General features: G+C 43.4%; 22 protein-coding genes. 8 read left to right on the plus strand and 14 right to left on the minus strand.

All coding sequences use genetic code 11. The annotated features are described in order from the left end of the window. Positions 1 to 118: 118 nt before the first annotated feature. Genes nqrF through ACVBIO_RS08095 form a run of 7 tightly spaced genes read right to left on the minus strand, consistent with a single transcriptional unit; the run spans position 119 to position 6133 of the window. Positions 119 to 1336 (minus strand): NADH:ubiquinone reductase (Na(+)-transporting) subunit F, encoded by a 1218-nt coding sequence (nqrF, locus tag ACVBIO_RS08065; RefSeq protein ID WP_447172363.1) that lies wholly within the window; start codon positions 1334 to 1336, stop codon positions 119 to 121. Positions 1337 to 1393: 57 nt separating this feature from the next. Continuing rightward, entirely contained in the window at positions 1394 to 2002 is a 609-nt protein-coding gene (gene nqrE / locus ACVBIO_RS08070; RefSeq protein WP_447162648.1) for an NADH:ubiquinone reductase (Na(+)-transporting) subunit E, read from the minus strand. A gap of 9 nt (positions 2003 to 2011) precedes the next feature. Then, entirely contained in the window at positions 2012 to 2635 is a 624-nt protein-coding gene (locus ACVBIO_RS08075; protein WP_447162647.1) for an NADH:ubiquinone reductase (Na(+)-transporting) subunit D, read from the minus strand. 4 nt (positions 2636 to 2639) lie between these two features. Continuing rightward, positions 2640 to 3410, minus strand: a complete 771-nt coding sequence (locus ACVBIO_RS08080; protein WP_447172364.1) for a Na(+)-translocating NADH-quinone reductase subunit C — start codon at positions 3408 to 3410, stop codon at positions 2640 to 2642. Next, a complete protein-coding gene (locus ACVBIO_RS08085; protein ID WP_447162645.1) occupies positions 3410 to 3568 on the minus strand; it encodes a hypothetical protein in 159 nt (52 codons plus the stop codon). The genes ACVBIO_RS08080 and ACVBIO_RS08085 overlap by 1 nt, the downstream gene beginning before the upstream one ends. Then, entirely contained in the window at positions 3558 to 4772 is a 1215-nt protein-coding gene (locus ACVBIO_RS08090) for an NADH:ubiquinone reductase (Na(+)-transporting) subunit B (RefSeq protein WP_447162644.1), read from the minus strand. The genes ACVBIO_RS08085 and ACVBIO_RS08090 overlap by 11 nt, the downstream gene beginning before the upstream one ends. Then, complete coding sequence (locus tag ACVBIO_RS08095; protein WP_447162643.1) at positions 4772 to 6133, minus strand: Na(+)-translocating NADH-quinone reductase subunit A; 1362 nt, start codon at positions 6131 to 6133, stop codon at positions 4772 to 4774. The genes ACVBIO_RS08090 and ACVBIO_RS08095 overlap by 1 nt, the downstream gene beginning before the upstream one ends. Positions 6134 to 6729: 596 nt before the next feature. Here ACVBIO_RS08095 and ACVBIO_RS08100 point away from each other — a divergent pair. Together ACVBIO_RS08100 and ACVBIO_RS08105 are read left to right on the plus strand one after the other, a co-directional pair. After that, positions 6730 to 8298: an NfeD family protein gene (locus ACVBIO_RS08100; RefSeq protein WP_447172365.1), complete on the plus strand. Its 1569-nt coding sequence runs from the start codon at positions 6730 to 6732 to the stop codon at positions 8296 to 8298. A gap of 70 nt (positions 8299 to 8368) precedes the next feature. Further along, positions 8369 to 9181 carry a slipin family protein gene (locus tag ACVBIO_RS08105; protein ID WP_447172366.1) on the plus strand — a complete coding sequence of 271 codons (813 nt, stop codon included), beginning with the start codon at positions 8369 to 8371 and terminating at the stop codon, positions 9179 to 9181. Between the two features lie 145 nt (positions 9182 to 9326). Here ACVBIO_RS08105 and ACVBIO_RS08110 read toward each other — a convergent pair whose 3' ends face one another. Further along, on the minus strand, positions 9327 to 10589 hold the full coding sequence (locus tag ACVBIO_RS08110) for a dicarboxylate/amino acid:cation symporter (RefSeq protein WP_447162640.1): 1263 nt from the start codon (positions 10587 to 10589) through the stop codon (positions 9327 to 9329). A 539-nt stretch (positions 10590 to 11128) separates the two neighbouring features. Between ACVBIO_RS08110 and ACVBIO_RS08115 the strand changes: the two genes are divergently transcribed. Beyond that, a complete protein-coding gene (locus ACVBIO_RS08115) occupies positions 11129 to 11572 on the plus strand; it encodes a universal stress protein (RefSeq protein WP_447172367.1) in 444 nt (147 codons plus the stop codon). Between the two features lie 952 nt (positions 11573 to 12524). Here ACVBIO_RS08115 and ACVBIO_RS08120 read toward each other — a convergent pair. After that, positions 12525 to 13190: an energy-coupling factor ABC transporter permease gene (locus ACVBIO_RS08120; RefSeq protein ID WP_447172368.1), complete on the minus strand. Its 666-nt coding sequence runs from the start codon at positions 13188 to 13190 to the stop codon at positions 12525 to 12527. A 90-nt stretch (positions 13191 to 13280) separates the two neighbouring features. Here ACVBIO_RS08120 and ACVBIO_RS08125 point away from each other — a divergent pair, with 90 nt between their 5' ends. Continuing rightward, positions 13281 to 13721 (plus strand): hypothetical protein, encoded by a 441-nt coding sequence (locus ACVBIO_RS08125; RefSeq protein WP_447162538.1) that lies wholly within the window; start codon positions 13281 to 13283, stop codon positions 13719 to 13721. A 229-nt stretch (positions 13722 to 13950) separates the two neighbouring features. On the opposite strand, the gene ACVBIO_RS08130 is transcribed toward ACVBIO_RS08125, so the two are convergent. Then, the gene (locus ACVBIO_RS08130; RefSeq protein WP_447162537.1) at positions 13951 to 14748 is read right to left on the minus strand and encodes a phosphorylase; all 798 of its coding nucleotides are present in this window, start codon (positions 14746 to 14748) and stop codon (positions 13951 to 13953) included. A 645-nt stretch (positions 14749 to 15393) separates the two neighbouring features. Here ACVBIO_RS08130 and ACVBIO_RS08135 point away from each other — a divergent pair. Further along, the gene (locus ACVBIO_RS08135; protein ID WP_447172369.1) at positions 15394 to 16485 is read left to right on the plus strand and encodes an IS91 family transposase; all 1092 of its coding nucleotides are present in this window, start codon (positions 15394 to 15396) and stop codon (positions 16483 to 16485) included. A 307-nt stretch (positions 16486 to 16792) separates the two neighbouring features. Here ACVBIO_RS08135 and ACVBIO_RS08140 read toward each other — a convergent pair whose 3' ends face one another. The 4 genes from ACVBIO_RS08140 to ACVBIO_RS08155 form a co-directional block, all read right to left on the minus strand. After that, positions 16793 to 17248 (minus strand): hypothetical protein, encoded by a 456-nt coding sequence (locus ACVBIO_RS08140; RefSeq protein WP_447172370.1) that lies wholly within the window; start codon positions 17246 to 17248, stop codon positions 16793 to 16795. Between the two features lie 113 nt (positions 17249 to 17361). Next, a complete protein-coding gene (locus ACVBIO_RS08145; RefSeq protein ID WP_447172371.1) occupies positions 17362 to 17829 on the minus strand; it encodes a GNAT family N-acetyltransferase in 468 nt (155 codons plus the stop codon). Between the two features lie 111 nt (positions 17830 to 17940). Continuing rightward, the gene (locus ACVBIO_RS08150) at positions 17941 to 18321 is read right to left on the minus strand and encodes a hypothetical protein (RefSeq protein ID WP_447162532.1); all 381 of its coding nucleotides are present in this window, start codon (positions 18319 to 18321) and stop codon (positions 17941 to 17943) included. Positions 18322 to 18448: 127 nt separating this feature from the next. Beyond that, complete coding sequence (locus ACVBIO_RS08155; protein WP_447172372.1) at positions 18449 to 18694, minus strand: hypothetical protein; 246 nt, start codon at positions 18692 to 18694, stop codon at positions 18449 to 18451. A gap of 327 nt (positions 18695 to 19021) precedes the next feature. Here ACVBIO_RS08155 and ACVBIO_RS08160 point away from each other — a divergent pair, with 327 nt between their 5' ends. The 3 genes from ACVBIO_RS08160 (at position 19022) to ACVBIO_RS08170 (ending at position 22388) form a co-directional block, all read left to right on the plus strand. Then, the gene (locus tag ACVBIO_RS08160) at positions 19022 to 19984 is read left to right on the plus strand and encodes an integron integrase (RefSeq protein ID WP_447172373.1); all 963 of its coding nucleotides are present in this window, start codon (positions 19022 to 19024) and stop codon (positions 19982 to 19984) included. A gap of 477 nt (positions 19985 to 20461) precedes the next feature. After that, positions 20462 to 21256 carry a 5'-methylthioadenosine/adenosylhomocysteine nucleosidase gene (locus ACVBIO_RS08165; RefSeq protein WP_447163403.1) on the plus strand — a complete coding sequence of 265 codons (795 nt, stop codon included), beginning with the start codon at positions 20462 to 20464 and terminating at the stop codon, positions 21254 to 21256. A 157-nt stretch (positions 21257 to 21413) separates the two neighbouring features. After that, the gene (locus tag ACVBIO_RS08170; RefSeq protein ID WP_447172374.1) at positions 21414 to 22388 is read left to right on the plus strand and encodes an FUSC family protein; all 975 of its coding nucleotides are present in this window, start codon (positions 21414 to 21416) and stop codon (positions 22386 to 22388) included. Positions 22389 to 22490: the final 102 nt, after the last annotated feature.

Here is a 22490-nt window from a genome sequence, read left to right on the forward strand (position 1 = left end):
TGTTTAAAAACACTCGGATTTTGCCATCTTATAAAGATCGGTCAACCGATCAATAAACTGCTAAATGATCGGCATTACAGCCAAAAGGCTGCGTTTTTTGTTAAATCAAAGCTAAAGGCTAATCACCAAAGTCATCTAGTAAGATGTTCTCAGGCTCTACACCAAGGCTTTCAAGCATCGCGATAACGGAAGAGTTCATGATCGGAGGTCCACACATGTAGAACTCACAATCTTCAGGTGCTTTATGATCGCGTAGATAGTTCTCAAACAATACGTTATGAATAAAGCCTGTGTAACCGGTCCAGTTATCTTCTGGTAGTGGATCAGACAGTGCCACATGCCAAACAAAGTTGTCATTTTCAGCAACCAGCGTATCAAAGTCTTCTTGATAGAATACTTCACGTGTTGAACGTGCGCCGTACCAGAAACTCATCTTACGCTTGGTTTTTACACCCTTAAGCTGATTAAAGATATGTGAACGCATTGGCGCCATACCCGCACCACCACCAATAAACACCATTTCAGCGTCAGTTTCTTTCACAAAGAACTCACCAAATGGGCCAGAGATAGTGACTTTGTCACCCGCTTTTAGGTTAAAAATGTACGAAGACATTTTACCTGGCGGTACATTGTCACTTGGCGGCGTCGCAATACGCACGTTCAGCATAATACGACCTTTCTCATCTGGATAATTGGCCATCGAGTAGGCACGCAGTACATCCTCATCAACTTTTGAAACCAGTTTGAATAGGTCGTACTTTTCCCAGTCATCACGGTACTCAGCAGGGATATCAAAATCCGCATACTTAACTTCGTGAGCAGGCGCTTCAATCTGAATATAACCACCCGCTTTAAACAGTACGTCTTCGCCTTCAGGCAGTTTAAGCAATAACTCTTTAATAAAGGTCGCTTGGTTATTGTTAGAAATAACCTCACACTGCCACTTTTTAACGCCGAAGATCTCTTCTTCAACTTCAAGCTCCATATCGGTTTTCACCGATACCTGACAAGCCAGACGGCAGCCTTCTTTCGCTTCTTTCTTATTAATGTGGTCACGCTCAGTTGCTAAAATTTCTCCGCCACCAGACTTAACGGTAACGCGACACTGACCACATGTACCACCGCCACCACAAGCTGACGGGATAAAAATATTTTTACTGGCTAATGCACCTAAAAGCTTGTCACCCGCCTGGGTCGAAATGCTTTTAGTTGGATCATCGTTAATACGAATGTTGACGTCACCAGTGGAGACCAGTTTGCTCTTGGCGAATAAAATCACCATAACCAATATACTCACCACAAAGGTGAACATACCGATACCAATTGCCATTTCCATCGAATCTACCTTTTGTTTAATTCGTTTTCATTAAGGGGAATAACGCGTTTAACGCCCTTAAATAGAAATACCGGAGAAAGCCATAAAGCCTAACGCCATCAAGCCTGTTGTAATAAAGACAATACCAATGCCCTGTAAACCTTCTGGGATCGCATGGAATTTCATACGCTCTCGTAGACCTGCCAACATCACAATCGCCATCGCCCAACCAAAACCTGAGCCCATCGCAAATACGGCAGACTCCGCTAGGTTGTAATCACGGTTTGCCATAAAGATAACGCCAGCAAAAATGGCGCAGTTTACGGTCAATAACGGTAGGAAAATACCTAACGAGTCATAAAGCGCAGGAATGTATTTATCTAAAAACATCTCCAGGATCTGCACCAATGCGGCAATCACACCAATAAAGGTGATCAGCTGTAAGTAGCTTAAATCCAGTGCTGGATAGCCAGCCCAAGCGAGGGCACCTGGAGCAAGCACGTTAGCGTAGATGATCTGGTTAAGCGGTACAGCCAAGGTCATCACTACAATAACCGCGATACCTAGGCCAAAAGAGGTCGAAACCTTTTTTGATACAGCCAAGAAGGTACACATACCCATGAAGAACGATAGCGCCATGTTGTCGATAAACGCGGCTTGAATAAACAGATTAATATAATGTTCCATATTGACCTCTTAACCTCGCTTACGTTGAATGACGTTAATTGACCAGATCATCAGGCCAATAAGGAAGAATGCACTTGGAGGTAACTTGAACATTTCGTTAGCAAGATACCAACCACCATTCTCAACGGTTTTTAAGATCTCATGACCAAACAAGGTGCCACTACCTAACAGTTCACGTACAAAGGCAACGCCAAGCAAGATCACGCCATAACCCATGGCATTACCCACGGCATCGACAACCGCCAAATGCGGTGGATTTTTCATGGCAAACGCTTCAGCACGGCCCATGATGATACAGTTAGTGATAATCAAACCAACAAATACTGATAGCTGACGCGATAGCTCATAAGCCACGTCTTGCAGCACCATATCAACCACAATGACCAATGAGGCAATCACGGTCATTTGCGCAATGATACGCACGCTATTTGGAATAAGTGAACGTATGCTTGAAATAATCAAGTTTGAGAACACTAGTACGAAGGTTACAGCGAGCGTCATCACCAATGCGGTTTGCATTGAGTTACTGACCGCTAGCGCTGAACAAACACCCAAGACCTGCATCGCAACCGGGTTATTACTGAAAATAGGCCCCGTTAAAATGTCACGAGTCGAAATAGATTGAGTACTCATCCTTTTATACCTCCGACGCTTTTAGTTTTTGGAAGAAGGTTTCGAAACCTTCGCTACCAAACCAGAACTGTACCGCTCGCTGTAGTCCGCGGCCTGTCATCGTTGCACCACTGACGGCATCGACACCGTGAACGTCGCCGTCCTTAGCTCCACCTTTAACAACTTTAAAAGCCACGTTGCCTTTCTCGTCAAAGATCTGCTTGTTATGCCACTGCGATGTCCAGGCTGTATCGTTAAGGAAATCACCAATACCCGGTGTTTCGCCATGCTCATAAACCACGATATTTTCGATGGTATTTAGATCAGGTTTTAGCGCCACATAACCGTAAATCATCGACCATAAGCCTTTACCGTAAATCGGTACGACTATGCTGCTTAGCTTGCCATTAGCGTCAAACACTTTAAATACACGAACTTGGTCAGCCCGGGTTTTAATCTTAGCCGTGTCTTTCTTTGGGTTACTTGAGGTTTCGGGGTTGATTGACGCCATACGCTCGTCAAAGTCCATTACATTTGACTCGCTATCGATTACTCCCGTATCGAGCGATACCAATAAAGGCTTAACGTCTTTATCAAATAGCGCTTTCACGTCGGTATCGCTACTGATATCAACATCTGCAGCAATCAATACGTTTCGCATCAGCTCAGTGCGCTTCTTAACTAACTTGCGCTCTTTTAGCAGTTCTGATGTTCCGGTGATCATAAATGAACACAGTAAACAGAGGGTCACGGTGAAAATCATGGTGCCCACAAAAGAATCTTTCTTAAATGCCATTACGCTTTATTCTCCGTATTGACTTTACGAGTCGCACTCTTTGGCATCCGATAGATGATGTACTCAAATATCGCTTCCCAAATATTGGCAATTAACATCATAGGCATCGCCGCAGCAGGTGACGCGCCTTGTTGCATCGTATTTCGTTTAAAGACCATGACGCTTGAGCCTCCGCTTGATGTTTGCTTTAGCCACCAAGTAATCGAAAATCGGTGCCCAAAGGTTGGCAAATAAGATGGCTAGCATAATGCCCTCAGGCATTTTTGGATTCACCACACGAATAAGCACAGTCATAAAGCCGATAAGCAGACCGTAAGCCACTTTACCTTTACGGGTATAAGAGGTCGTTACAGGATCAGTGGCCATAAACATCATACCCAGTGCAAAACCACCGGTAACCAAGTGCCATGTCCACGGCATTGCAAATAGCTCGTTTTTGCTTGAGCCAATCAAGTTGAACATCGTGGCGGTTAAGATCATGCCAAACAGTACGCCGGCAACAATACGCCAATCAGCTAAACGCGTCAGGATAAGGAAACCACCACCAATCAATAATGCTAGCGTGCTCGTTTCACCAATTGCGCCAACGGTAAAGCCAAAGAAGGCATTCCACCAGTTCGGATCGCTAAAGGCATTAAACCATGAGTAATCGGCGAAGCTTATTTTGCCTGCAGCCGTTTGCATTAAGGTCGTTGCGCCAGAGAAACCGTCAACCGCAACCAGTTGGCTCACCGCCGTAACTTGTGATGGGTAGGCAAAGTAGATAAAGGCTAGGCCCGCAAGTGCAGGGTTTAAGAAGTTGTAGCCCATGCCACCAAATACTTCTTTGGCCATGATCACGCCAAAAGTAATACCCATCGCCACTAACCAAAGCGGCGTTGATACAGGTAAAATCAGGGTGAACAATAATGCGGTAACAAAGAAGCCTTCATGCAGCTCTTGACCACGTACTTTGGCAAACACCATCTCCCAAAATAGGCTCACAGCTAATGCTGTTAAATAGATAGGAGCATAAAAACTCAAACCATAAGCGAATAAGCCAGCAATACCAGTTTGTTCACTCAAGCCACCAAAGACAAAGTTAAAAATCGCTAGCTGCCAAACATCAGCAGTCGCTAGACCCGACGCCACCGCAATTTGCGCTTGCAAACCTATGTTGTACATACCAAACAAAATGGCAGGTAGTAAACATAAGCCAACAATCGTCATGGTACGTTTTACATCAATGGCATCACGAATATGCACCTTGCCCTGAGTACTGCGACCGTGAGCAATCAGTAAAGAGCTTAAGTAACCCTTAACCGAGTTACCCGGTGCGTAGTAATCTTCTTGGATATCAGGCTTTTTATCTTGTTGACTCATTACCCTTCCCTCTCAATAATCTCTAAACAAGCACGAAGCTCTTTACCAAAGTCGTACTTGCCAGGGCAAACAAATGTACATAATGCTAAATCTTCTTCATCGAGCTCTAATGCACCCAGCGCCTGCGCCTCATCGGTATCGCGCACGACCAGATCTCTGACCAATAATGTCGGTAAGATATCCAGTGGCATCACGCGGTCTAACTGGCCAAATGCCATCATGGCGCGAGCAGATCCACCTGTGTGAGTGGTAAAGTCAAACAGCTGTTTTGCATCTTTTAAACGCGAGGTGACCGCGCGGGTAATTGAAAACTTTTTAGAGCCGCCACGTACCCAAGGCATAACCTGACGCTTACCATCTTCTTGCAGTACACTGATTTGGTTATGGAAACGACCAAGGAAGTCATGCGGCCCTTTTGCAGTGTGGCCCGACAATACTGAGCCAGATACGACTCGAGACAAACCGTTTTTAAGTTCGCCAGCAATGACTTCAGACAGCTGTCCACCCGCTTGCATACGAATAAGGCGTGGATTAATCACATCAGGGCCAGCCAGCGCCACAATACGATCTGTATAAATTTCACCGGTTAGGAATAACTTACCGTAGACAATAACGTCTTGATAACCAAGGTGCCATACAGGACGGTCAAGGCTTGCAGGTAAGACGAAATGAATATGGGTGCCTACAATGCCTGCTGGATGAACGCCGGCAAAATAATGGTTGCTGACCTTTGGTAGATCATGACCAGGCAATGCTTCACCTTGCTCTTGGCATAGGTGTACCTTGCCGTCAGTCAGATGACTTAATACCTGCAGACCCGCAGCGAAGGCTTCTGTTTGTTCAGCGATAACCAGTCTAGGCTCAGCGGCCAATGGATTGCTATCCATTGCGCTTACAAAAATGCCAGCAGGACGGCTATCTAATTGAGGAACTTTTGAAAACGGGCGGGTACGTAATGCTGTCCACAAGCCACTTTCTACTAGCTTAGCTTGAACCTCTTCACGGCTAAGCGAGTTAAGATCGGTACATGGAGCGAACGTTTTAGCTTCGCTACCATCGCATTCAATAACGATTGATTGAAAAAGTCGACGTTCGCCGCGGTTAATCGCAACGACTTTACCGCTGGCGGGTGCGGTATAAATGACGCCAGTGGTTTTTTTATCTTCAAAAAGGGCTTGGCCTTTTTGAACACTGTCCCCCACTTCAACCAACATCGTTGGTTTCAAGCCTATGTATTCTTCACCAAGCAAAGCGACATGCGATGATGGCTTACCATCATGGATCACTTGCTTAGGCTCACCGGCTATCGGGACATCTAAGCCCTTTTTGACTGTTATAACTTGGTTTGAGTAACCTGCCATCACTAAAATCAACCGTTAAAATTTTGGATGCACAATAGTAAATCTTTGTTAACTAATATTCCGCGCTAGAGCTCACACTTTGCGGCCAAACTTGTAAGTTACCAACAAAAAATAGCGCAAAGAAGGCGTTTTTCGTGACGCAGGTTCAAAAACATTTTTAGAAATAAGTGTTTATGTTGTTTTAATACGTAAAAAAACAAAATAGCTCACAAATCTAGCAACAACATGGACACAACCAACAATAAAAATAAATTCAATTTAAAAACAACAATTTGAAAGCAAACTTGGGTGCGAAATATTAAAATGAAAAAGACTAGCATCGATCGCTAACCGACCAAAAATTAGTAACATTACACAATAAAAAACACACTGCGACAAAAGTGCTCAAAATACTGTCGCACCTCAATATATTCTCATCAAATCCGTACTCTCCCAGATTCACTGACAATTATCAGCATATAACCCCTTGCGATGACATATGTGACATATGTGACATAGTGCAAAGGCAAAAAATTGCGCTATAAATGATCTAATTAAGCACCAATTTGGCATTGCTACACTAAACTTAATAGTAAAGCTTAATATGGACAGTCAACTTGAGTTTAAACAAACTGGCCGATTTATTTTTACTGCTACTAATTGCAGCTCTACTGCAGTTATCGCTATTTTACGGTCTCTGCTACGCAAGCCCCATACAAGACTCAACCACATTTATCACTCCTACTACAGCAGAAGCTGCAGAAAGCGCAAACCTAACGCCTCAAGTATTAGTTTTGCGCTTCGAAGGCCCGATAGGGCCAGCAACAAGTGAGTACTTAACTCATGGAATTAAGCTTGCTAACTCTGGCGGTAGGCCGCCTCTGACGTCCGATCGCAAAGCTGATTTAGTTGTCATTGTCATGGATACCCCAGGTGGCCTTGTTTCTAGCCTAAGAGATATTAATCAAAGTATTTTAAACTCCAAAGTACCTGTGGCTTGTTTGGTCGCGCCGCCAGGTGCAAGGGCGGCAAGTGCTGGTACCTATATGCTTTATGCCTGCCACGTCGCCGCAATGGCAGAGGCCACAACCTTAGGTGCGGCGACACCAGTCAGTATTGGACCCGGATCGACTCCGGCACCTAGCCCCAATAAAGATTCAGGCTCTGATCCCAACTCTAGCTCAGGCTCAGACGCTAAGTCCGGCGAGGAAACGAACAACAGCACACCAAGCCCTAGCGCCATGGAAAAGAAAGTCCTCAATGATTCAATAGCCTATATCCGCGCATTGGCGCAGCTTCGAGGCCGAAATCAAGAGTGGGCCGAGCTCGCCGTAAAAGAAGCCGCGACGCTCACTGCCAACGAAGCCCTAGAGATGAATGTCATCAACATCATCAGTCCTGACGCCCAGACTTTGGTTGCACAGCTCGATGGCTGGCAAGTTGAGATAGACAATCAACAGCTCACGTTAGCGTTAGATAATGCCGAACTACACGAGCAGCGCCCTGATTGGCGTAATCAAATCATCGCCACTATCACCAACCCCAACGTCGCTTATATTCTGATGCTGATTGGTATTTACGGTATTTTGCTGGAGTTTTACAGCCCCGGGATTGGAATTGCCGGGATCACAGGTGCCATTAGTCTACTGATTGCCATGTATGCCTTTCAAATGTTGCCCATTAGCTACGCCGGATTAGGCCTGTTATTACTCGGATTAGCACTTATTACCATAGAGTCATTTGCCCCAAGCTTTGGCTTGTTTGGCATTGGTGGCATCATCGCCTTTGCGGTTGGCTCACTCTTCCTAATCGATACCGAGGCCGATCACTACGCCCTTTCCTTGCCACTCATTGCGGCGGTTTCGGTAACGGTCACTTTACTCTCGCTGTTGGTGTTAGGCACACTTTGGCGCAACAGAAAATCCCCCATCGTCAGTGGTGATGGCCAAATTGTTGGCCAAACTGCGCTAGTGGTTAATGACTTTACGCCAAGTATATTCAACATAAACGCACCTGATGCAAGCGCGGTTGGCAATGGTCAGCTTGAATATAAAGGCTTTGTTCAGCTGCAAGGTGAAGTCTGGGCAGCAAGTTCACACGCTAATCTTAAAAAAGCACAACAGGTTACTGTTGTCGTGCGTCACGATCTTTCGCTGGAGGTCGAACTGCCTCCAACCTCTAATTAACAAGTTATAGTTAACAAGTACTAATCAACAAGTGCTAATCAACAAGTGCTAAATAGCTAAGGAGTTGAATATGGGCCCTATCTTCGCTAATGGCAGTGTCTTTTTAGGCGTATTGACCTTTCTTGTTGTCGCCTTACTCGTCAGCATGTTTAAAATTTTAAGGGAGTATGAGCGCGGCGTGATCTTCCTATTAGGTCGTTTTTATCAAGTAAAAGGGCCAGGGTTGATCATAGTGATCCCTATCATTCAACAAATGGTGAGGGTCGACTTACGTACTGTTGTAATGGATGTGCCCACTCAGGACGTGATCAGTCGCGATAATGTTTCGGTGCAAGTCAATGCGGTGATCTATTTTAGGGTGATCGATGCTCAAAAAGCGATTATCAACGTTGAGGATTTTTTGCAGGCCACGTCGCAACTGGCACAAACCACCCTACGTTCGGTGTTAGGCCAACATGAACTCGATGAGATGCTGGCAAATAGAGATATGCTCAATACGGATATTCAATCCATACTCGATAACCGAACCGACGGCTGGGGGATCAAAGTATCAAATGTCGAAATTAAGCATGTCGATCTTAATGAAACAATGATCCGAGCAATCGCCAAGCAAGCGGAAGCTGAGCGTACTCGTCGAGCCAAGGTGATCCACGCCTCGGGTGAGATGGAAGCCTCGGCAAAATTAGTTGAAGCCGCAGAAAAATTATCAACACAACCTAATGCGATTCTTTTGCGTTACTTACAGACGCTCACCGAAATTGCCAGTGAAAAAAACTCGACTATCCTGTTCCCGCTGCCGATGGATCTGCTCAACGGCGTGCTCGATAAAAAAGATAAAAAAGATAAAAAAGACAATAAAGGTAATAAAGACCAAAAAGACTAAAACTGATCCTAAACGTTAAATCGTCAACACATTCCAGAACAAGACAACACAAAACAAAAAGCCCTTATCAACCGATAAGGGCTTTATTTTATGCGTTTTTCAATGAGCGACTAATACCGTCACTATTGCAATTCATCATTTACGACTAGCTGTTAACCGTCGCTTGCACTGGCTCTGATTGTGTTTCAACTTCAGGGTTGTACTTATCAATAACCACCGCACATACCGCATCACCAGTAATGTTTAGCGTAGTTCTTATCATGTCAAATATACGGTCTAAAGCAAACAATAGTGGTAGACCTTCAATTGGAATACCTGCTGCAACTAATACCGCTATCACTAAAAATGATGGACCCGGTACACCAGCCTGACCAATTGCGCCCAATGTCGATGTAAAGATAATCGCTACATACGCAGCAAGACCTAATTCGACATTAAACATCTGAGCAAAAAATACCGCCACTAGACCGTAGTAAATTGCGTTACCACTCATGTTAATCGTCGCGCCCAAAGGCAGTACAAATGCCGCCGTAGACTTAGATACGCCAAGCTCTTTCTCACACACTTCGATGTTAACTGGCAACGCGGCCATCGATGAAGCAGTAGACATCGCCAAGGCTTGCGGCTTCTTCATGGCCGATAGGAACTTGCCAACAGGAACATTAGAGAAGAACTTCACCATCAATGGGAAGAAGATAAAGCCATAAATTAAGATAGCGGCGACATAAACTAGGAATAGGTTCAACACAACAGTCAGTGACTGGAAGCCAAAAGTACCCACTGAGTCAGCCATTAAACCAAATACACCAATTGGGGCAATCAACATCACGATGTTAATCATCCAAATAAAGGCTTCAACGATAGTATTAAGTGCAGAAGTAATCGGCTTAGCCGCTTCTTGATTGACTTTAGTCAGTGCGATACCAAAGAAAATACAGAACACCAAAATTTGCAGAATATTACCGCCAGTAAGTGCCTCGAATACGTTAGTTGGGATCATACCGATAATGGTATCAGCCACACCCGGTAATGCCCCCTGCTCAGCCGTTACCGCTGCCAGACCCGCACTGTGCTGCGAAAAATCCATACCAACACCCGGCTGGAAAAACTCGCCCATAACAAGTGCCAAGCTCACCGCCAAGGCTGATGTTGCCATGAAGAAACTAATCGTGCCAATACCGACTTTACCCGCCGACGGACCCGCACCTAAACTTGCTGCGCCTGCAATAATCGAAACCGCGACTAAAGGGATCACCAACATTTTAATTAAATGGATGAAAAATGTTCCTAGCGGAGCGAAGATAGAAGCATCTTCTCCCATCATCATACCCACGATCGCACCTAGGACCATGGCTACAACCACTTGGAATCCAATGTTTTTATAAAACTTTTTCTTTTTGTTCAACACCCTAGCTCCATCAAAGACTTGTTTTTATTAAGTAGCATTCAGTACTACTTTGATTCTTTGCAGCACGATAGCACCCAGAATGGGGAATTAATGTGATTCACTAACGAGTTATCATTGATTACGCCAATTAATAAGAAATACTCGACTTACGTTAAACAATCCTCAATTAAAGTGGCAATAAAAAATAGAAACCTCAATAATTGAAAACGAGTGTAAATAAAAATAACATCACCAACACCATAAAGTAACCTTCACACAAATAAACAACTTCCCTGTAGCAGGCATGAATCATTTGTCAGGTAAGCGCCTTCAGCCTTAGACGATTAACCGCTCATAAAAACAGCTTAAGATGCCAGTTTAATAGGGTGCTGTTTTCTAGGCTAACAGGCTCAATTCTGTCTATTATTAATAGTAAGTAGTCAATCAACTGACATCCCATTTTTAAAGGGATATTTAGCCGATTAAAGCAGGCTTTTTACGCCTGATTGTTATCGAGATGGTCTCCGAAATGGCCACCGAGATTATCACCGAGGTTTACTATGCGTACTCATCAGATTTTATGCCCAACAGACTTTTCAGAAACAGCATCTCATGCCCTAGGCTACGCCGTTGAGATGGCAAACTTATATCACGTTAATATCCGCTTACTACACGTGATGAGTAAACCCTATGGCGAGCACAATTACGGCATAGTAGTTGAGAGCAATAAAGATCTTGAGACACAGCTTAACGCCTATTCCAATGAAAAACTCAGTGAACTTGTTTCTCAAGTCGCACCTGAACTAGAGCCAAGCCTTGAGGTTAAAACAGCGATTAGGAGTGGCGATACCTTTGCGCAAATTCTCGAAGACAGTATAGAGAACGATGTTGGCATGATAGTCATCGCCAGCCATGGCCATAAGGGTTTATCGCACATGCTCAACCCTAACGTATCAGAGGAGTTGGCCAATAAGGCTACATGTCCGGTACTTATCGTTAAGTAATTTAAAAGAAGGTGCTAGGTTAAAGGCTATAGGTTAAAGGTTAAAGGTTAAAGGTTAAAGGTTAAAGGTTAAAGGCCCTAGGTTATCGGTCCTAGGTCCTAGGAAAAGCCACAATACCCCAACAAAAGATGAGTGCTCCGCTCACAGAAAAATGAACTACCCCCTAAGCCTTTTTCTAAAAGTAAATGGCCATTGTAGGTCGGTATTTATGCCGTCAATTGTCGTTCATTCAGATACAACATCATGGGCTAAAGCCCAACCTACATAAGCCTTACCGAGAAGCCATACCGAACAGCCTTATCTAGAAGCCTAGCGCTCTAACCTCTCCACTAGCCGGACGTAGTCCGTTCTAGAAGAAAATAGCCATTGTAGGTCGGTATTTATGCCGTCAATTATCTTACATTCAAATACAACACTGATGGGCTAAAGCCCAACCTACATAGGCCTTACCGAGAAGCCATACCGAACAGCCTTATCTAGAAGCCTAGCGCTCTAACCTCTCCACTAGCCGGACGTAGTCCGTTCTAGAAGAAAATAGCCATTGTAGGTCGGTATTTATGCTGTCAATTGTCGTTCATTCAGATACAACACCGATGGGCTAAAGCCCAACCTACATAAGCCTTACCGAGAAGCCATACCTATAAGCCTTATCTAGAAACCTAGCGCTCTAAACTATCCCCTAACCGGACGCTACCCGTTCTAGAGGCAAATGGCCATTGTAGGTCGGCATTTATGCCGTCAATTATCTTACATTCAAATACAACACCGATGGGCTAATGCCCAACCTACATAAGCCTTACCTAACAGCCTTAACTAGAAACCTTACCTAACAGCCTTATCTAGAAGCCTAGCGCTCTAACCTCTCCACTAGCCGGACGTAGTCCGCTCTCAAAGCGAAGCGCCCTTCTACAAAAAACTATTTCTTCCACAGATAAGTTCTGTCTGAATAGTCTTAAAGCCATTCGGGCCGGTATACCACCAGCAAGGTAATTGCCATGCCATTGAGCAAGGCTTCAGGAAAACCTAACAGCCCAATAAGCACTAAATAGTTATGACTCAAATACGCCCAGTCGTATTTAGTGGTGAACGATAACCACGTCGCCCAAGCAAAAATATGAAACAAAATAGATAAAAAGCCGTTGATAAACGCGCCGCAAAAAATATAGATAAACAGATGATGGGGTAAGTACTTAAATACCAGGCTGTACACCAAGAAACAGCAAAAGAGAGGCAAACACACCCCAAGCAGCCCATAGATAGCGAATACTGCGGGCTGTTTAAAGACAAATAGAGCAAAAAATAGTGTTGGCAATAACGCTATTAAGCTGGCCAAGCGCCAACCAAACATCAGCATTAACACCACTAAGCCTAGAAAGTGAACATGGATCTCCGGCGTGACACTGGCGTTCATCAGCCACAAACCGGTTAGCGCTATGCTTGCCATCAAAACATGGGTTTGCTTAGCGGGAGTCCTCAATAACTGAACCAGCTCATCGCTTGGGTAAATCACCCAAACCCATAAGGCTAAGATCAGCAATGTGGCGATATCCCCACTGGAAAAGCTCCAGTTAATGTCGCTCAGCCGTCTATGCCAGAAATCGATTAAACCTGCGTCCATGAACTGTAAAATCCTGTAATCTCGCTGCTAACTTACTTCAATATACGTTATGCTGGCCCGTATAAACCTATAATTAGAACAAAAAATCTTATGCGCTTAACAACATTGTCTTTTGTCGTCGTACTCAGTAGCTTGCTCAGCGCGTGTAGCAGCCAGCCTGATATCGAGCCCGAAAAATTTGCAGGCCAAGTCAGTGACTCTTTTAGAACCGATATTAAAGGTAATGGTTTAAAGCTATTTACTTACCGCGCCATTCTCACCATGGAAACACCACAAAGCCAAGCTTTACCACACGAGGTGCGCTCAAACCAAAAGAAGCGTTCTCGTGCTAACAAACGATATCAAGGGCCAGATTTAACGATGTGGACAGAGAAGATTGAGCATGGTTTACAACAAACCATCGAAATGACCGGCTACTGCAAAGAGGGATATATCGAACTGAGCCGCAGTATTCAGTACGACCGTGGAATGATCCGTGGTGAGTGTAATGATGGCGCCGATGAAGCCGATATCGCTAAGTTTGATTCTTAATGTGCTTATTGATTATGTGGATGGACTGCTTATTTAAAACAGTCCATTCCCTGCTATTTAAATCTAAAGCTCGTTGAATCCAAAGTTTTTTAAATCAAAAGTCCTTTAAATCAAAAGCCCTTTAAATCCATGGGCTAATTTAATTACTGATTAATTTAACCACAGTCTGATTTAATCACAACAAGCTAAAAAACAACCATGTTTTAACCTAAATCTAATCAAGATCTCTCTACTGCTCAATTGGGTAACCACATTCCGTAAGGAACTGCAAAAAACCATACTCAGTTAACCAACAAAGCTGCTGTTCTGAGTTAACGAGAAATCGACCGCTATAACACAGACCGTGACCAGACACAGTACCCACCACATTGGTAGATCGTGGCACGATTAACATCCAGCCCTGAGTCAATAAAATATTATAAGGTAAGCAATCGGCGGCGCCGTCAGTCAAGGTCGCTTTATAGCGGCCAAACTTAAGCATCGCGGCGTTATAATGCTGTATCAACAATTGAGCATCTAAATGTTCAAATTGAAATAGATAATGCTTAAAGGGCAATTTGCCTGAGAGTATTAAGGCTTCTAATGTGATTGGCGTCTTCACTATTTGCATATGACGGTGCATTTGGCTAGCCCCAGCATCATGCCCGGCATTAAAAAAACCCAGCGTATCCGCTGAAGAAAAGCCCTGAATCCACGCCTTAAAGTCGACTAGTCTCAAAGCCGATGTTTGCGAAAGACATTCTTTAGCACAGATCAATATATGTGGAGTGATAATCGGAAATTTGTTCAGTAAACAGACATGCTCTGAACCAATCTCACCAATATAAAGTGCGGGATCATAAGGAGCAAGAAAAGGATCATGTAGCGACACCTGCGGCTGATGCTTTTTCGCCATGTTCTCTGTGACTATGTTGCCTACATAGTTGATTCCATCGAGTTCAATTAATGTATCAGCATCCGTTAACGGCAGTAATGCCCCCGTTTGCACACCGCTCTTTGTTAACTTCTCGGCTATTGTCCAAAGCATTTGACTCGATCCAATTCAAAAGGTTACCGACAGAGAATAATCTATTCATAGCGACAAAAGTAGCTGTTTCAGCTGCTTTATTAAAGGCTAATAGCGCTAAAATCACATTAGGATTAAAGCCGCTCACCACCAAGGACCCGCAGACAACAAAGAAAGACAACAACGCAAGCCTTTTAACAGCTTAAGCTTTACCTCCGTGTTCTTCGTGAAAGCAAACCGACAAAATCGGTTGGTAGTTAAGATACGACAAAGTCCCTTGGTGTTCACAAAGTGTCTCAGATGTTACAAACTCATTTTTGGACAGAATGTATGGTACGCGGATATTCGGTAACGCCTCATTAACGCCGCCTTAAGCGGCGAAAAATAGTTGGCTACAATGTGTAGCGAAGCGGAACCGAGGCAACTGTTACGAATCCGACTTTAAGACCTTGTTGAACGAAGCCGCTCTGCGGCAGAAGAGATAACAAGCCTCTTTCCTTGCACATCCTAAATACTTTCTAGTAGCGACCAGCCTTGGTCGTAACCCTAGGAGTATTGTCATGAACACATTTGAACAGCAACGCTTTCCCAGATCACTCGCAAGAACACGGTCGAAGCAATTAACCTGCTGACGGATGGTTTAGCGCTGAAATGGGAGTGTGGCGTATGAAGTTCGTCGATATTTTACATGCTCATCTTGATGCGTTTAATCAGGCATACGAGCAACAGATAACAACCGCGAGGCGACAAGCCATTTATTCGATGCTCAGCTGCCGCAGCAATACTGAACGCACGAGTCTTTGGGCATGTCAGAGTTGTACTCATACCACTGATTATCCACTCTCATGTGGTCACCGGAGCTGCCCTCAATGCCAGCACAACACCACGGCAGATTGGCTAGCTAAACAACAGACTAAGTTATTGCCCGTTGAGTATTACATGGTGACGTTCACTTTACCTTTTGAGCTTCGAGTCATTGCAAAACATCAACCTGAGTTGCTCTATCAAGCTATGTTTTCAGTTGCGGCCAGTGTACTTAAAGACTTTGCACACAACTCAAAATCACTTGGTGGAGAGATAGGTTTCACGGGAGTACTGCATACCCACAGCAGACGCCGAGACTACCATCCGCATCTTCACTTCATCATTCCCGCTGGAAGCTTTAACAAAGACAAAAAGCAGTGGCAAAAAAGCAGAGGTAAATATCTGTTCAACGCCTTTAATCTCGCCACAGTGTGGCGAGCAAGGTTGCTGGAATACCTGACAAATAAGCTAGATATCACACTGCCAGCAGCTACCCCAAAGAAGTGGGTGGTAGATTGCCAGCATGTTGGCAAAGGCTTACCTGCACTGAAGTACTTATCAAGATACCTCTATCGCGGTGTATTGCCTGATAAAAATATCATCAGTAATATCGATGGGCACGTCAGCTTCGAGTATCTAGACAGCCAAACTCAGACCAATAAAGTGCGTACCTTACCCGCGATAGAGTTCCTATGGTTAGTGCTTCAGCATGTTTTGCCCAAAGGGTTACGCCGAGTACGAGATTATGGATTACTTAGCGGGTACTTCTGCAAACTGAGGCAACAAATACAGTTGATGATCGTTGTCACAGGGGCGGTATTTCCCCTAGTCGAAGAGGCAAAACGCATTGCGGCAATACGGCCTTGTCCTTGCTGTCAGCAGCCGATGACATTTATGGGCGTACATGGAAAAAAGCAGGTGCGACTGACAAGCTTTCATAGCCAGAGCACTTAGCAATCTAACGCCACTGTTTAAGCGGTAAGATAACAGGATTTTGAAATTTTAGATCTCTAGAAGTGAAACGCAGGAGGTGATTAAGCTTTTGAAACTATAGACTTACTTATTAGCTGTCGGTGCTAAGGGATAGCTATGGCTAGCCAAAAGTGTAAATTAAGCTCCCCGACCTAAACCAGCGTGAGCTCTCACGCCGCTATTTACTATATAAAGGTATCACTTCCTACAAACCCGGGCTTGTTCAACACTCGGGATAAGGACGCGGCTACGCGCGGCCTATCCTTATTCGTTAGCAATAAGTTTAATCCTATGAGAACGTTTTTATATGTTTCATGTTTTTTATTGAATCATTAAACTCTTGTAGTGATGAGTCAAGTTTATACATACCAAGTGTTTTAAGGTTATATCCTGCTTCAAATTGTTTAGGGCTAGGAAACTCAAACTCCATCTTAAAAGCATCATCATTTTCTGATATGTAAAAAAACTTTAAGTCATCAAAGGAGTAAACAGCATCATCAATAATTAAACTGTTTGAAGTTAAATCAAATACAAATAATTTGGGGTGTTTAATTACCTTATAAATACGATCAACTAGCCAAATTAATAGGAACGGTATACCTCCTATAAGAAAAATAGCTTTCCCCCAGAGATTATCAGGAATGCTTTCTCTAAAAAACCAAAATGGAATACATAAAAGAAGACATAAAAGTGGTTCACTTAAGGGACTAATATAATAATGCTTTTTAAATTGATATCTACCCAACTATAGCTCCTGCAATATTGCTAACGCCCTGCTAATAAGTGAACCATGTGCTGGCAGGCGATTTGCTCAGCAAATGGCATGACAGCCTTGGTGAATCTGGATTTAGCAGCTTGTTATACACCTGTATCAGCGCACATGACAGTTACATACACGCCTTTTGAATCTACCTGATGCAAGTGATTAAAGCCGAACTTTGTATATAAGCCACCAGATAAATTTTCAGTTTGAAGATATAGCTTTTTGATATTGGCGTTAAGGGCTCTTTTTAGTGCCTCAGCAACCAAAGCAGAGCCAATCCCATGACCGCGAAAATCTTTACGTACGTATACACCGCCAAGCCAAAATTCATATTCAGGGAATGCGTCCATTTCTCTGATTTTAAGCTCAGCAGCACCGACTAAATCATTACCTATGTGACAAAGTATGAGCATTGGAGCCTTTTCTATGTTGGTAGCCGCAGCAACATTTTTTTGAACAAACTCTAACGGGTAACGCCCAGTGTCTCGACACCATTCATCAAAGTACCATTTAGCAACTGTTGATGCTGCGGATGGTTGTTCAGCGAGTAGAGAAAATTCCATTTTTACCTCTTGGTGTATAACGCCCACATTAAGGGGCTTTTTATTAGTTTGCTAAAATGTGTAGCGCAGCGGAACCGAGCAAACTATAAAAAGTCCCGCTTTAATTGCTTGTTATGTTTTTTGTGCACCATTGCTTAACAATAGAGCTACCAGCAATGTTGGAATTGCAGCATACATTAAAGGTGCTACAGCAAAGCCCATAAATACTAATAGATACACTAAGAATAAAACTATAGGCAGAGCAAAGTAAAATAGGTTTTGCTTAGTGAATAAAGTAAATGCTTTGCGAACTATTAAAACAATAATTAAAGATAAAATTGACGCAAATAATACGATTAATATATTTGGATAGTAGGAAACCACGAATTCATTATATGGTCGGAGAAACTCGGGGACAGGCATGGCTGCAACAACACCAGATAACCATACAAAGATATAAGCAAAAGAACTACCTAGTAGAAATGAAATAATATTTTTGTGCACCGAGGTCATAATTGACTCCTTCCTTGTGAAAAACATAACGCCCCACTAAGAGGCAAAAAATTGTTGGCTAAACTTAGCGACGAAGGAGCAAAAAGCCAACTGTTTTTTGTCCTGCTTAAGTGGCTTGTTAGCAGTACTATACGTCACAAGTTACTGTTTTATTGGTTTCTATTTTATTACCACCGCCATCAATTTCTTCTACTTTAATGGTGTAAGTTGTGACTTTAATTTCCTTACCCATTTCATTAACTCCGTTAAACTTTGAACAAAAATTTGATGTTTCTTTTTCTACCTCAGTAAACTTTGAAGTTGATGTTGAAGTACACCCACTTAGAGTAACTACCGTAAAAAAAGCTAGAGTGGTGGTGAGACTATATTTCATTACATATCCTTGTACTGCTAACGTCGCGATAACGTCTTAGTATTTGTGCGCATGCGCGTTTACCTCATTAGACCAGCTAAAACGCGCACAACTAATCATTTGTATTTATTGATGAAAATAAAATATGGAACAATAACTTTTTAGAGAAAACGCGCATGCGCGTTTATCAAACCTGTTATTTAAATCAACACCTACATAAGACATTGATGTTATAGCACAAATCTTCCCTCCTCAAGTGTAAGTGAGCATTATTCACACAACATTTCCCTGAAAAACCGAGCAAAGTAGATAATACTGTATAAATAAACAGTTCAAGAGTGACTTCCCATGACAGCTAAAAAAAGCCCTTTCTTAACTCAAGTTAGTGAACATATGCGTATGCGCGGTTACAGTATCAAAACAGAAAAAGCATATTTGTACTGGATTAAAGCTTTCATTAACTTTCAGCAAAAGCGTCACCCAGAAGTAATGGGGCAAGCTGAAGTGACTCAATTCCTCAGTTTTCTGGCTAACTCACGTAATGTTGCTATTAATACACAGAAAGTGGCGCTCAATGCTCTTGTGTATCTTTATCATAAACACCTAAAACAAGATCTAGGCGACTTGGGGTTTAGATATGCCACCAAACAAAGGCAGTTACCTATTGTGCTATCTACCGAAGAAGTTTCTGAGGTGCTTTGCCAGCTTAATGGGCGAGACCAGCTTATTGTCGAGTTACTGTATGGCAGCGGACTGCGGGTTTCAGAATGTTTAAGGTTACGTATTCAAGATATCGATCTCGCACGCTGCTCACTCACTGTCAGAAATGGAAAAGGCCATAAAGACAGACAAACCATTCTCAGTCAAAAATGTACTATCAAACTACCTGCTTATATCGATGCTGCGCGTGCTATTCAGATTAAGGACAATACCTGTGGTGTGGGGCCATCTTTACCCAATGCACTAGAGCGTAAGTACCCCAATGCATATAGGCAAGCTGGCTGGATGTTTGTTTTTCCATCAACCACCACAAGTGATAATCCGTACACTAAGACTCACTGTAGACACCATTTACATCAGAGTGTTATTCGAAAAGCACTTGCCGCTGCGGTGCGGAAAACCCATATCATCAAAAGAGTTACTTGCCATACCTTTAGACATAGCTTTGCCACCCATTTACTTCAAGCTGGGCGAGACATAAGAACGATTCAGGAGCTACTGGGCCACAATGATGTCAATACCACTCAAATCTACACTCATGTGCTTGGCCAACATTACGCAGGCACCGTGAGCCCGCTAGATAATCTTTAATACGGCTATCACGGAGCCTGACGGTGATTTAAAAATAAGCTAAACCAATGAAAAAGTTGTAATAATAAAACATCAGCCTACTCGTTTCACCTTTTAAGTGATGGGCACTAAACCGCCTATTAATGAGATAGCTACAAAATGGTTTAGGCCCACCGGACAGAGCCAAACGATTACATCTATGTCACCGTTGCATTTGTGAACCGGCTCATATCAGGTGTTATGGCCGAACTTCCTAGGATAGACTGGCAACGATATCTAATCATTACCAGCTCAAGCGCGCGACTTGGTAACAGCAACCAAAAAAATAAATGTCATCCGTCTTCATTCGAAGGCCAACATTAATGTCCATTAAATCTCTTCCCGTTCTAATCAAAACTTACCCACTTCACGTTCGTAATATATTGCTGAAAAGCACGTTTACTCTCACTGCTAATGTCATTATGATGCGCCCATCTTTACTATTGGAATGCCACTAAGATGCGCACCACTCTTGTTATTTTCGCTCTACTCTACTCACTGTTCTCGATTAACGCCCTTGCTCAAACTGAAGCTCAAACGAATACAGTAAACCATGCCCAGCCTATCGCTATTTTGGGAGCGATGGACGCTGAAATAGAAAAGCTACTGCCGGAAATTGAGCAACGCCAAACCCATACCATTGCCAAAAACACTTATTACACAGGTCTTATCAAAGGTAAACCTGTGGTTGTCGCTCGCTCTGGTGTTGGTAAAGTCAATGCGGCGATCACCACTTATGTGTTGATCAATCACTTTAATGTCAACAGCATTATTTTCACCGGTATTGCTGGCGCTGCGGGACCTGAGTTGAATGTTGCCGATGTGGTGATTTCAACCGCGCTGGTGCAGCACGATGTTGACTTAACCGCTTTTGGCGCGCCAAAAGGTCAGCTTGATGGCTATAACGATCGTTTCTTCTACGCCGATAAAAAACTGCAAGCACTAGCCCTTAGCGCTGCGCAAGAGTCTGTGGGTAAAACGCGGGTACACCAAGGCGTTATTGCCACTGGCGATCAGTTTATTGCCGATAAAAGCGTAGTAAACATGTTACTTAAAGAGTTCAATGCTATCGCAGTTGAAATGGAAGGCGCCGCAGTAGCGCAAGTTACCGATATGTTCGATATCCCGTTGGTTGTCATTCGCACCATTTCAGACAAAGCCGATGGTTCGGCACACTTAGTTTATGAAGAAGCCAAGCAGGTAACTGCTGATAACTCAGTGGCCATCACATTAAATATGCTTAGCAAGATGTAATCAATACAGTCTGAATTCCGCTCTCTATAAAAAAGGCGCTAAACCTGATGGTTTAGCGCCTTTTTTATATGGGATCAGCCCGTCTTATATAAACGACTATTCTTTTCTGCGACAACTTCTATACTTTTGTTAATCAACCTAAATATCAGAATCCATTATGTTTGTATATGAGCGTACCAGAGGTGTTCTTTTTTCTTTAGGTATGAGTTTGCCTATCATTTACGGCGCTCTCACGCAGCATTTTCTTCAAGCCGCATTTATGAGCCTTGGAGCCTTACTCGCTTTGCTACTCGACCCTCGCAGTCAGGCATTAAAGCAAATTCTCGCTATCGTTATCGGGGTGCTCGCGGTGATCCTAGCAGCAGCGCTGGGGTTGACCTTAATCGGTCATCCACACATGGCCATTGCCGCATTAATGGTATTTGGCTTTCTCGCTGGCCTGCCAAAACCAGAACACGCCTATTGGGGGTTACTCGGTAAATATATTGCCACTGCATTATTATTGGCTCAGCTGGGCTTCCCAGCTTCAATCAATATAGGCGCCGCTTATTTTTACGGTGCACTTTTTGCTTTAGCGCTTATTTTACTGCAAGGCTGGCTATATAAAATTGACGAGGTTGGTCACTCGCCTAGCAATGAATTTTTTCAAATCATTAAAGGTGATACTAACGGCCCTTTTTATGGCCTCACGTTACCGTTAACCATACTGGCTGCAACCCTCTGTGCTAATTGGCTGCATGTCAATCAACCCGGTTGGGTCGGCTTGACCATATTATTTGTGATGCATATTAATGATAGACTTTCTTGGCATCATTTATGGGATCGCATCGTTGGCACCTTACTTGGGATCATCATTGCCTACTTCTCTGTTCGCTATATTGATCAGCTTGGCTTAGCGCTGGTGATAGCCATATTTGCCTTTTGGATCCCGTTCAGTCTCAGGAAAAGCTATTTACTGTTTAGCCTCTCGATAACGGTCACCGTTATGGTGGCGATCAATTTTGCCTTGATGCCCAATGGCGATTTAAATCTAATGAGCTGGCGCTTTTATGACACTGTCATTGGCTGTTTTTGGGTGGCAATCGCGCTTATCATCACCCATGGGATCCATGCTTTTAGAAACAAAAGATAAGTTTATACATCCGCTTTAAAGTCATCCTTTAGTGGACTGCATGTTGCTCTCTACTATGTGCATCACACTCTCTATTTTGTCAATATTTCATTAAAAAAGGCG

The organism is Shewanella sp. 0m-8 (assembly GCF_052977265.1).

Bases quoted from the DNA above. Each gene is read 5' to 3' on its own strand.
- nqrF (WP_447172363.1), bottom strand. From the start codon at position 1,336: ATGGAAATGGCAATTGGTATCGGTATGTTCACCTTTGTGGTGAGTATA.
- nqrE (WP_447162648.1), bottom strand. From the start codon at position 2,002: ATGGAACATTATATTAATCTGTTTATTCAAGCCGCGTTTATCGACAAC.
- ACVBIO_RS08075 (WP_447162647.1), bottom strand. From the start codon at position 2,635: ATGAGTACTCAATCTATTTCGACTCGTGACATTTTAACGGGGCCTATT.
- ACVBIO_RS08080 (WP_447172364.1), bottom strand. From the start codon at position 3,410: ATGGCATTTAAGAAAGATTCTTTTGTGGGCACCATGATTTTCACCGTG.
- ACVBIO_RS08085 (WP_447162645.1), bottom strand. From the start codon at position 3,568: ATGGTCTTTAAACGAAATACGATGCAACAAGGCGCGTCACCTGCTGCG.
- ACVBIO_RS08090 (WP_447162644.1), bottom strand. From the start codon at position 4,772: ATGAGTCAACAAGATAAAAAGCCTGATATCCAAGAAGATTACTACGCA.
- ACVBIO_RS08095 (WP_447162643.1), bottom strand. From the start codon at position 6,133: ATGGCAGGTTACTCAAACCAAGTTATAACAGTCAAAAAGGGCTTAGAT.
- ACVBIO_RS08105 (WP_447172366.1), top strand. From the start codon at position 8,369: ATGGGCCCTATCTTCGCTAATGGCAGTGTCTTTTTAGGCGTATTGACC.
- ACVBIO_RS08115 (WP_447172367.1), top strand. From the start codon at position 11,129: ATGCGTACTCATCAGATTTTATGCCCAACAGACTTTTCAGAAACAGCA.
- ACVBIO_RS08120 (WP_447172368.1), bottom strand. From the start codon at position 13,190: ATGGACGCAGGTTTAATCGATTTCTGGCATAGACGGCTGAGCGACATT.
- ACVBIO_RS08125 (WP_447162538.1), top strand. From the start codon at position 13,281: ATGCGCTTAACAACATTGTCTTTTGTCGTCGTACTCAGTAGCTTGCTC.
- ACVBIO_RS08130 (WP_447162537.1), bottom strand. From the start codon at position 14,748: ATGCTTTGGACAATAGCCGAGAAGTTAACAAAGAGCGGTGTGCAAACG.
- ACVBIO_RS08135 (WP_447172369.1), top strand. From the start codon at position 15,394: ATGAAGTTCGTCGATATTTTACATGCTCATCTTGATGCGTTTAATCAG.
- ACVBIO_RS08145 (WP_447172371.1), bottom strand. From the start codon at position 17,829: ATGGAATTTTCTCTACTCGCTGAACAACCATCCGCAGCATCAACAGTT.
- ACVBIO_RS08150 (WP_447162532.1), bottom strand. From the start codon at position 18,321: ATGACCTCGGTGCACAAAAATATTATTTCATTTCTACTAGGTAGTTCT.
- ACVBIO_RS08155 (WP_447172372.1), bottom strand. From the start codon at position 18,694: ATGAAATATAGTCTCACCACCACTCTAGCTTTTTTTACGGTAGTTACT.
- ACVBIO_RS08160 (WP_447172373.1), top strand. From the start codon at position 19,022: ATGACAGCTAAAAAAAGCCCTTTCTTAACTCAAGTTAGTGAACATATG.
- ACVBIO_RS08165 (WP_447163403.1), top strand. From the start codon at position 20,462: ATGCGCACCACTCTTGTTATTTTCGCTCTACTCTACTCACTGTTCTCG.
- ACVBIO_RS08170 (WP_447172374.1), top strand. From the start codon at position 21,414: ATGTTTGTATATGAGCGTACCAGAGGTGTTCTTTTTTCTTTAGGTATG.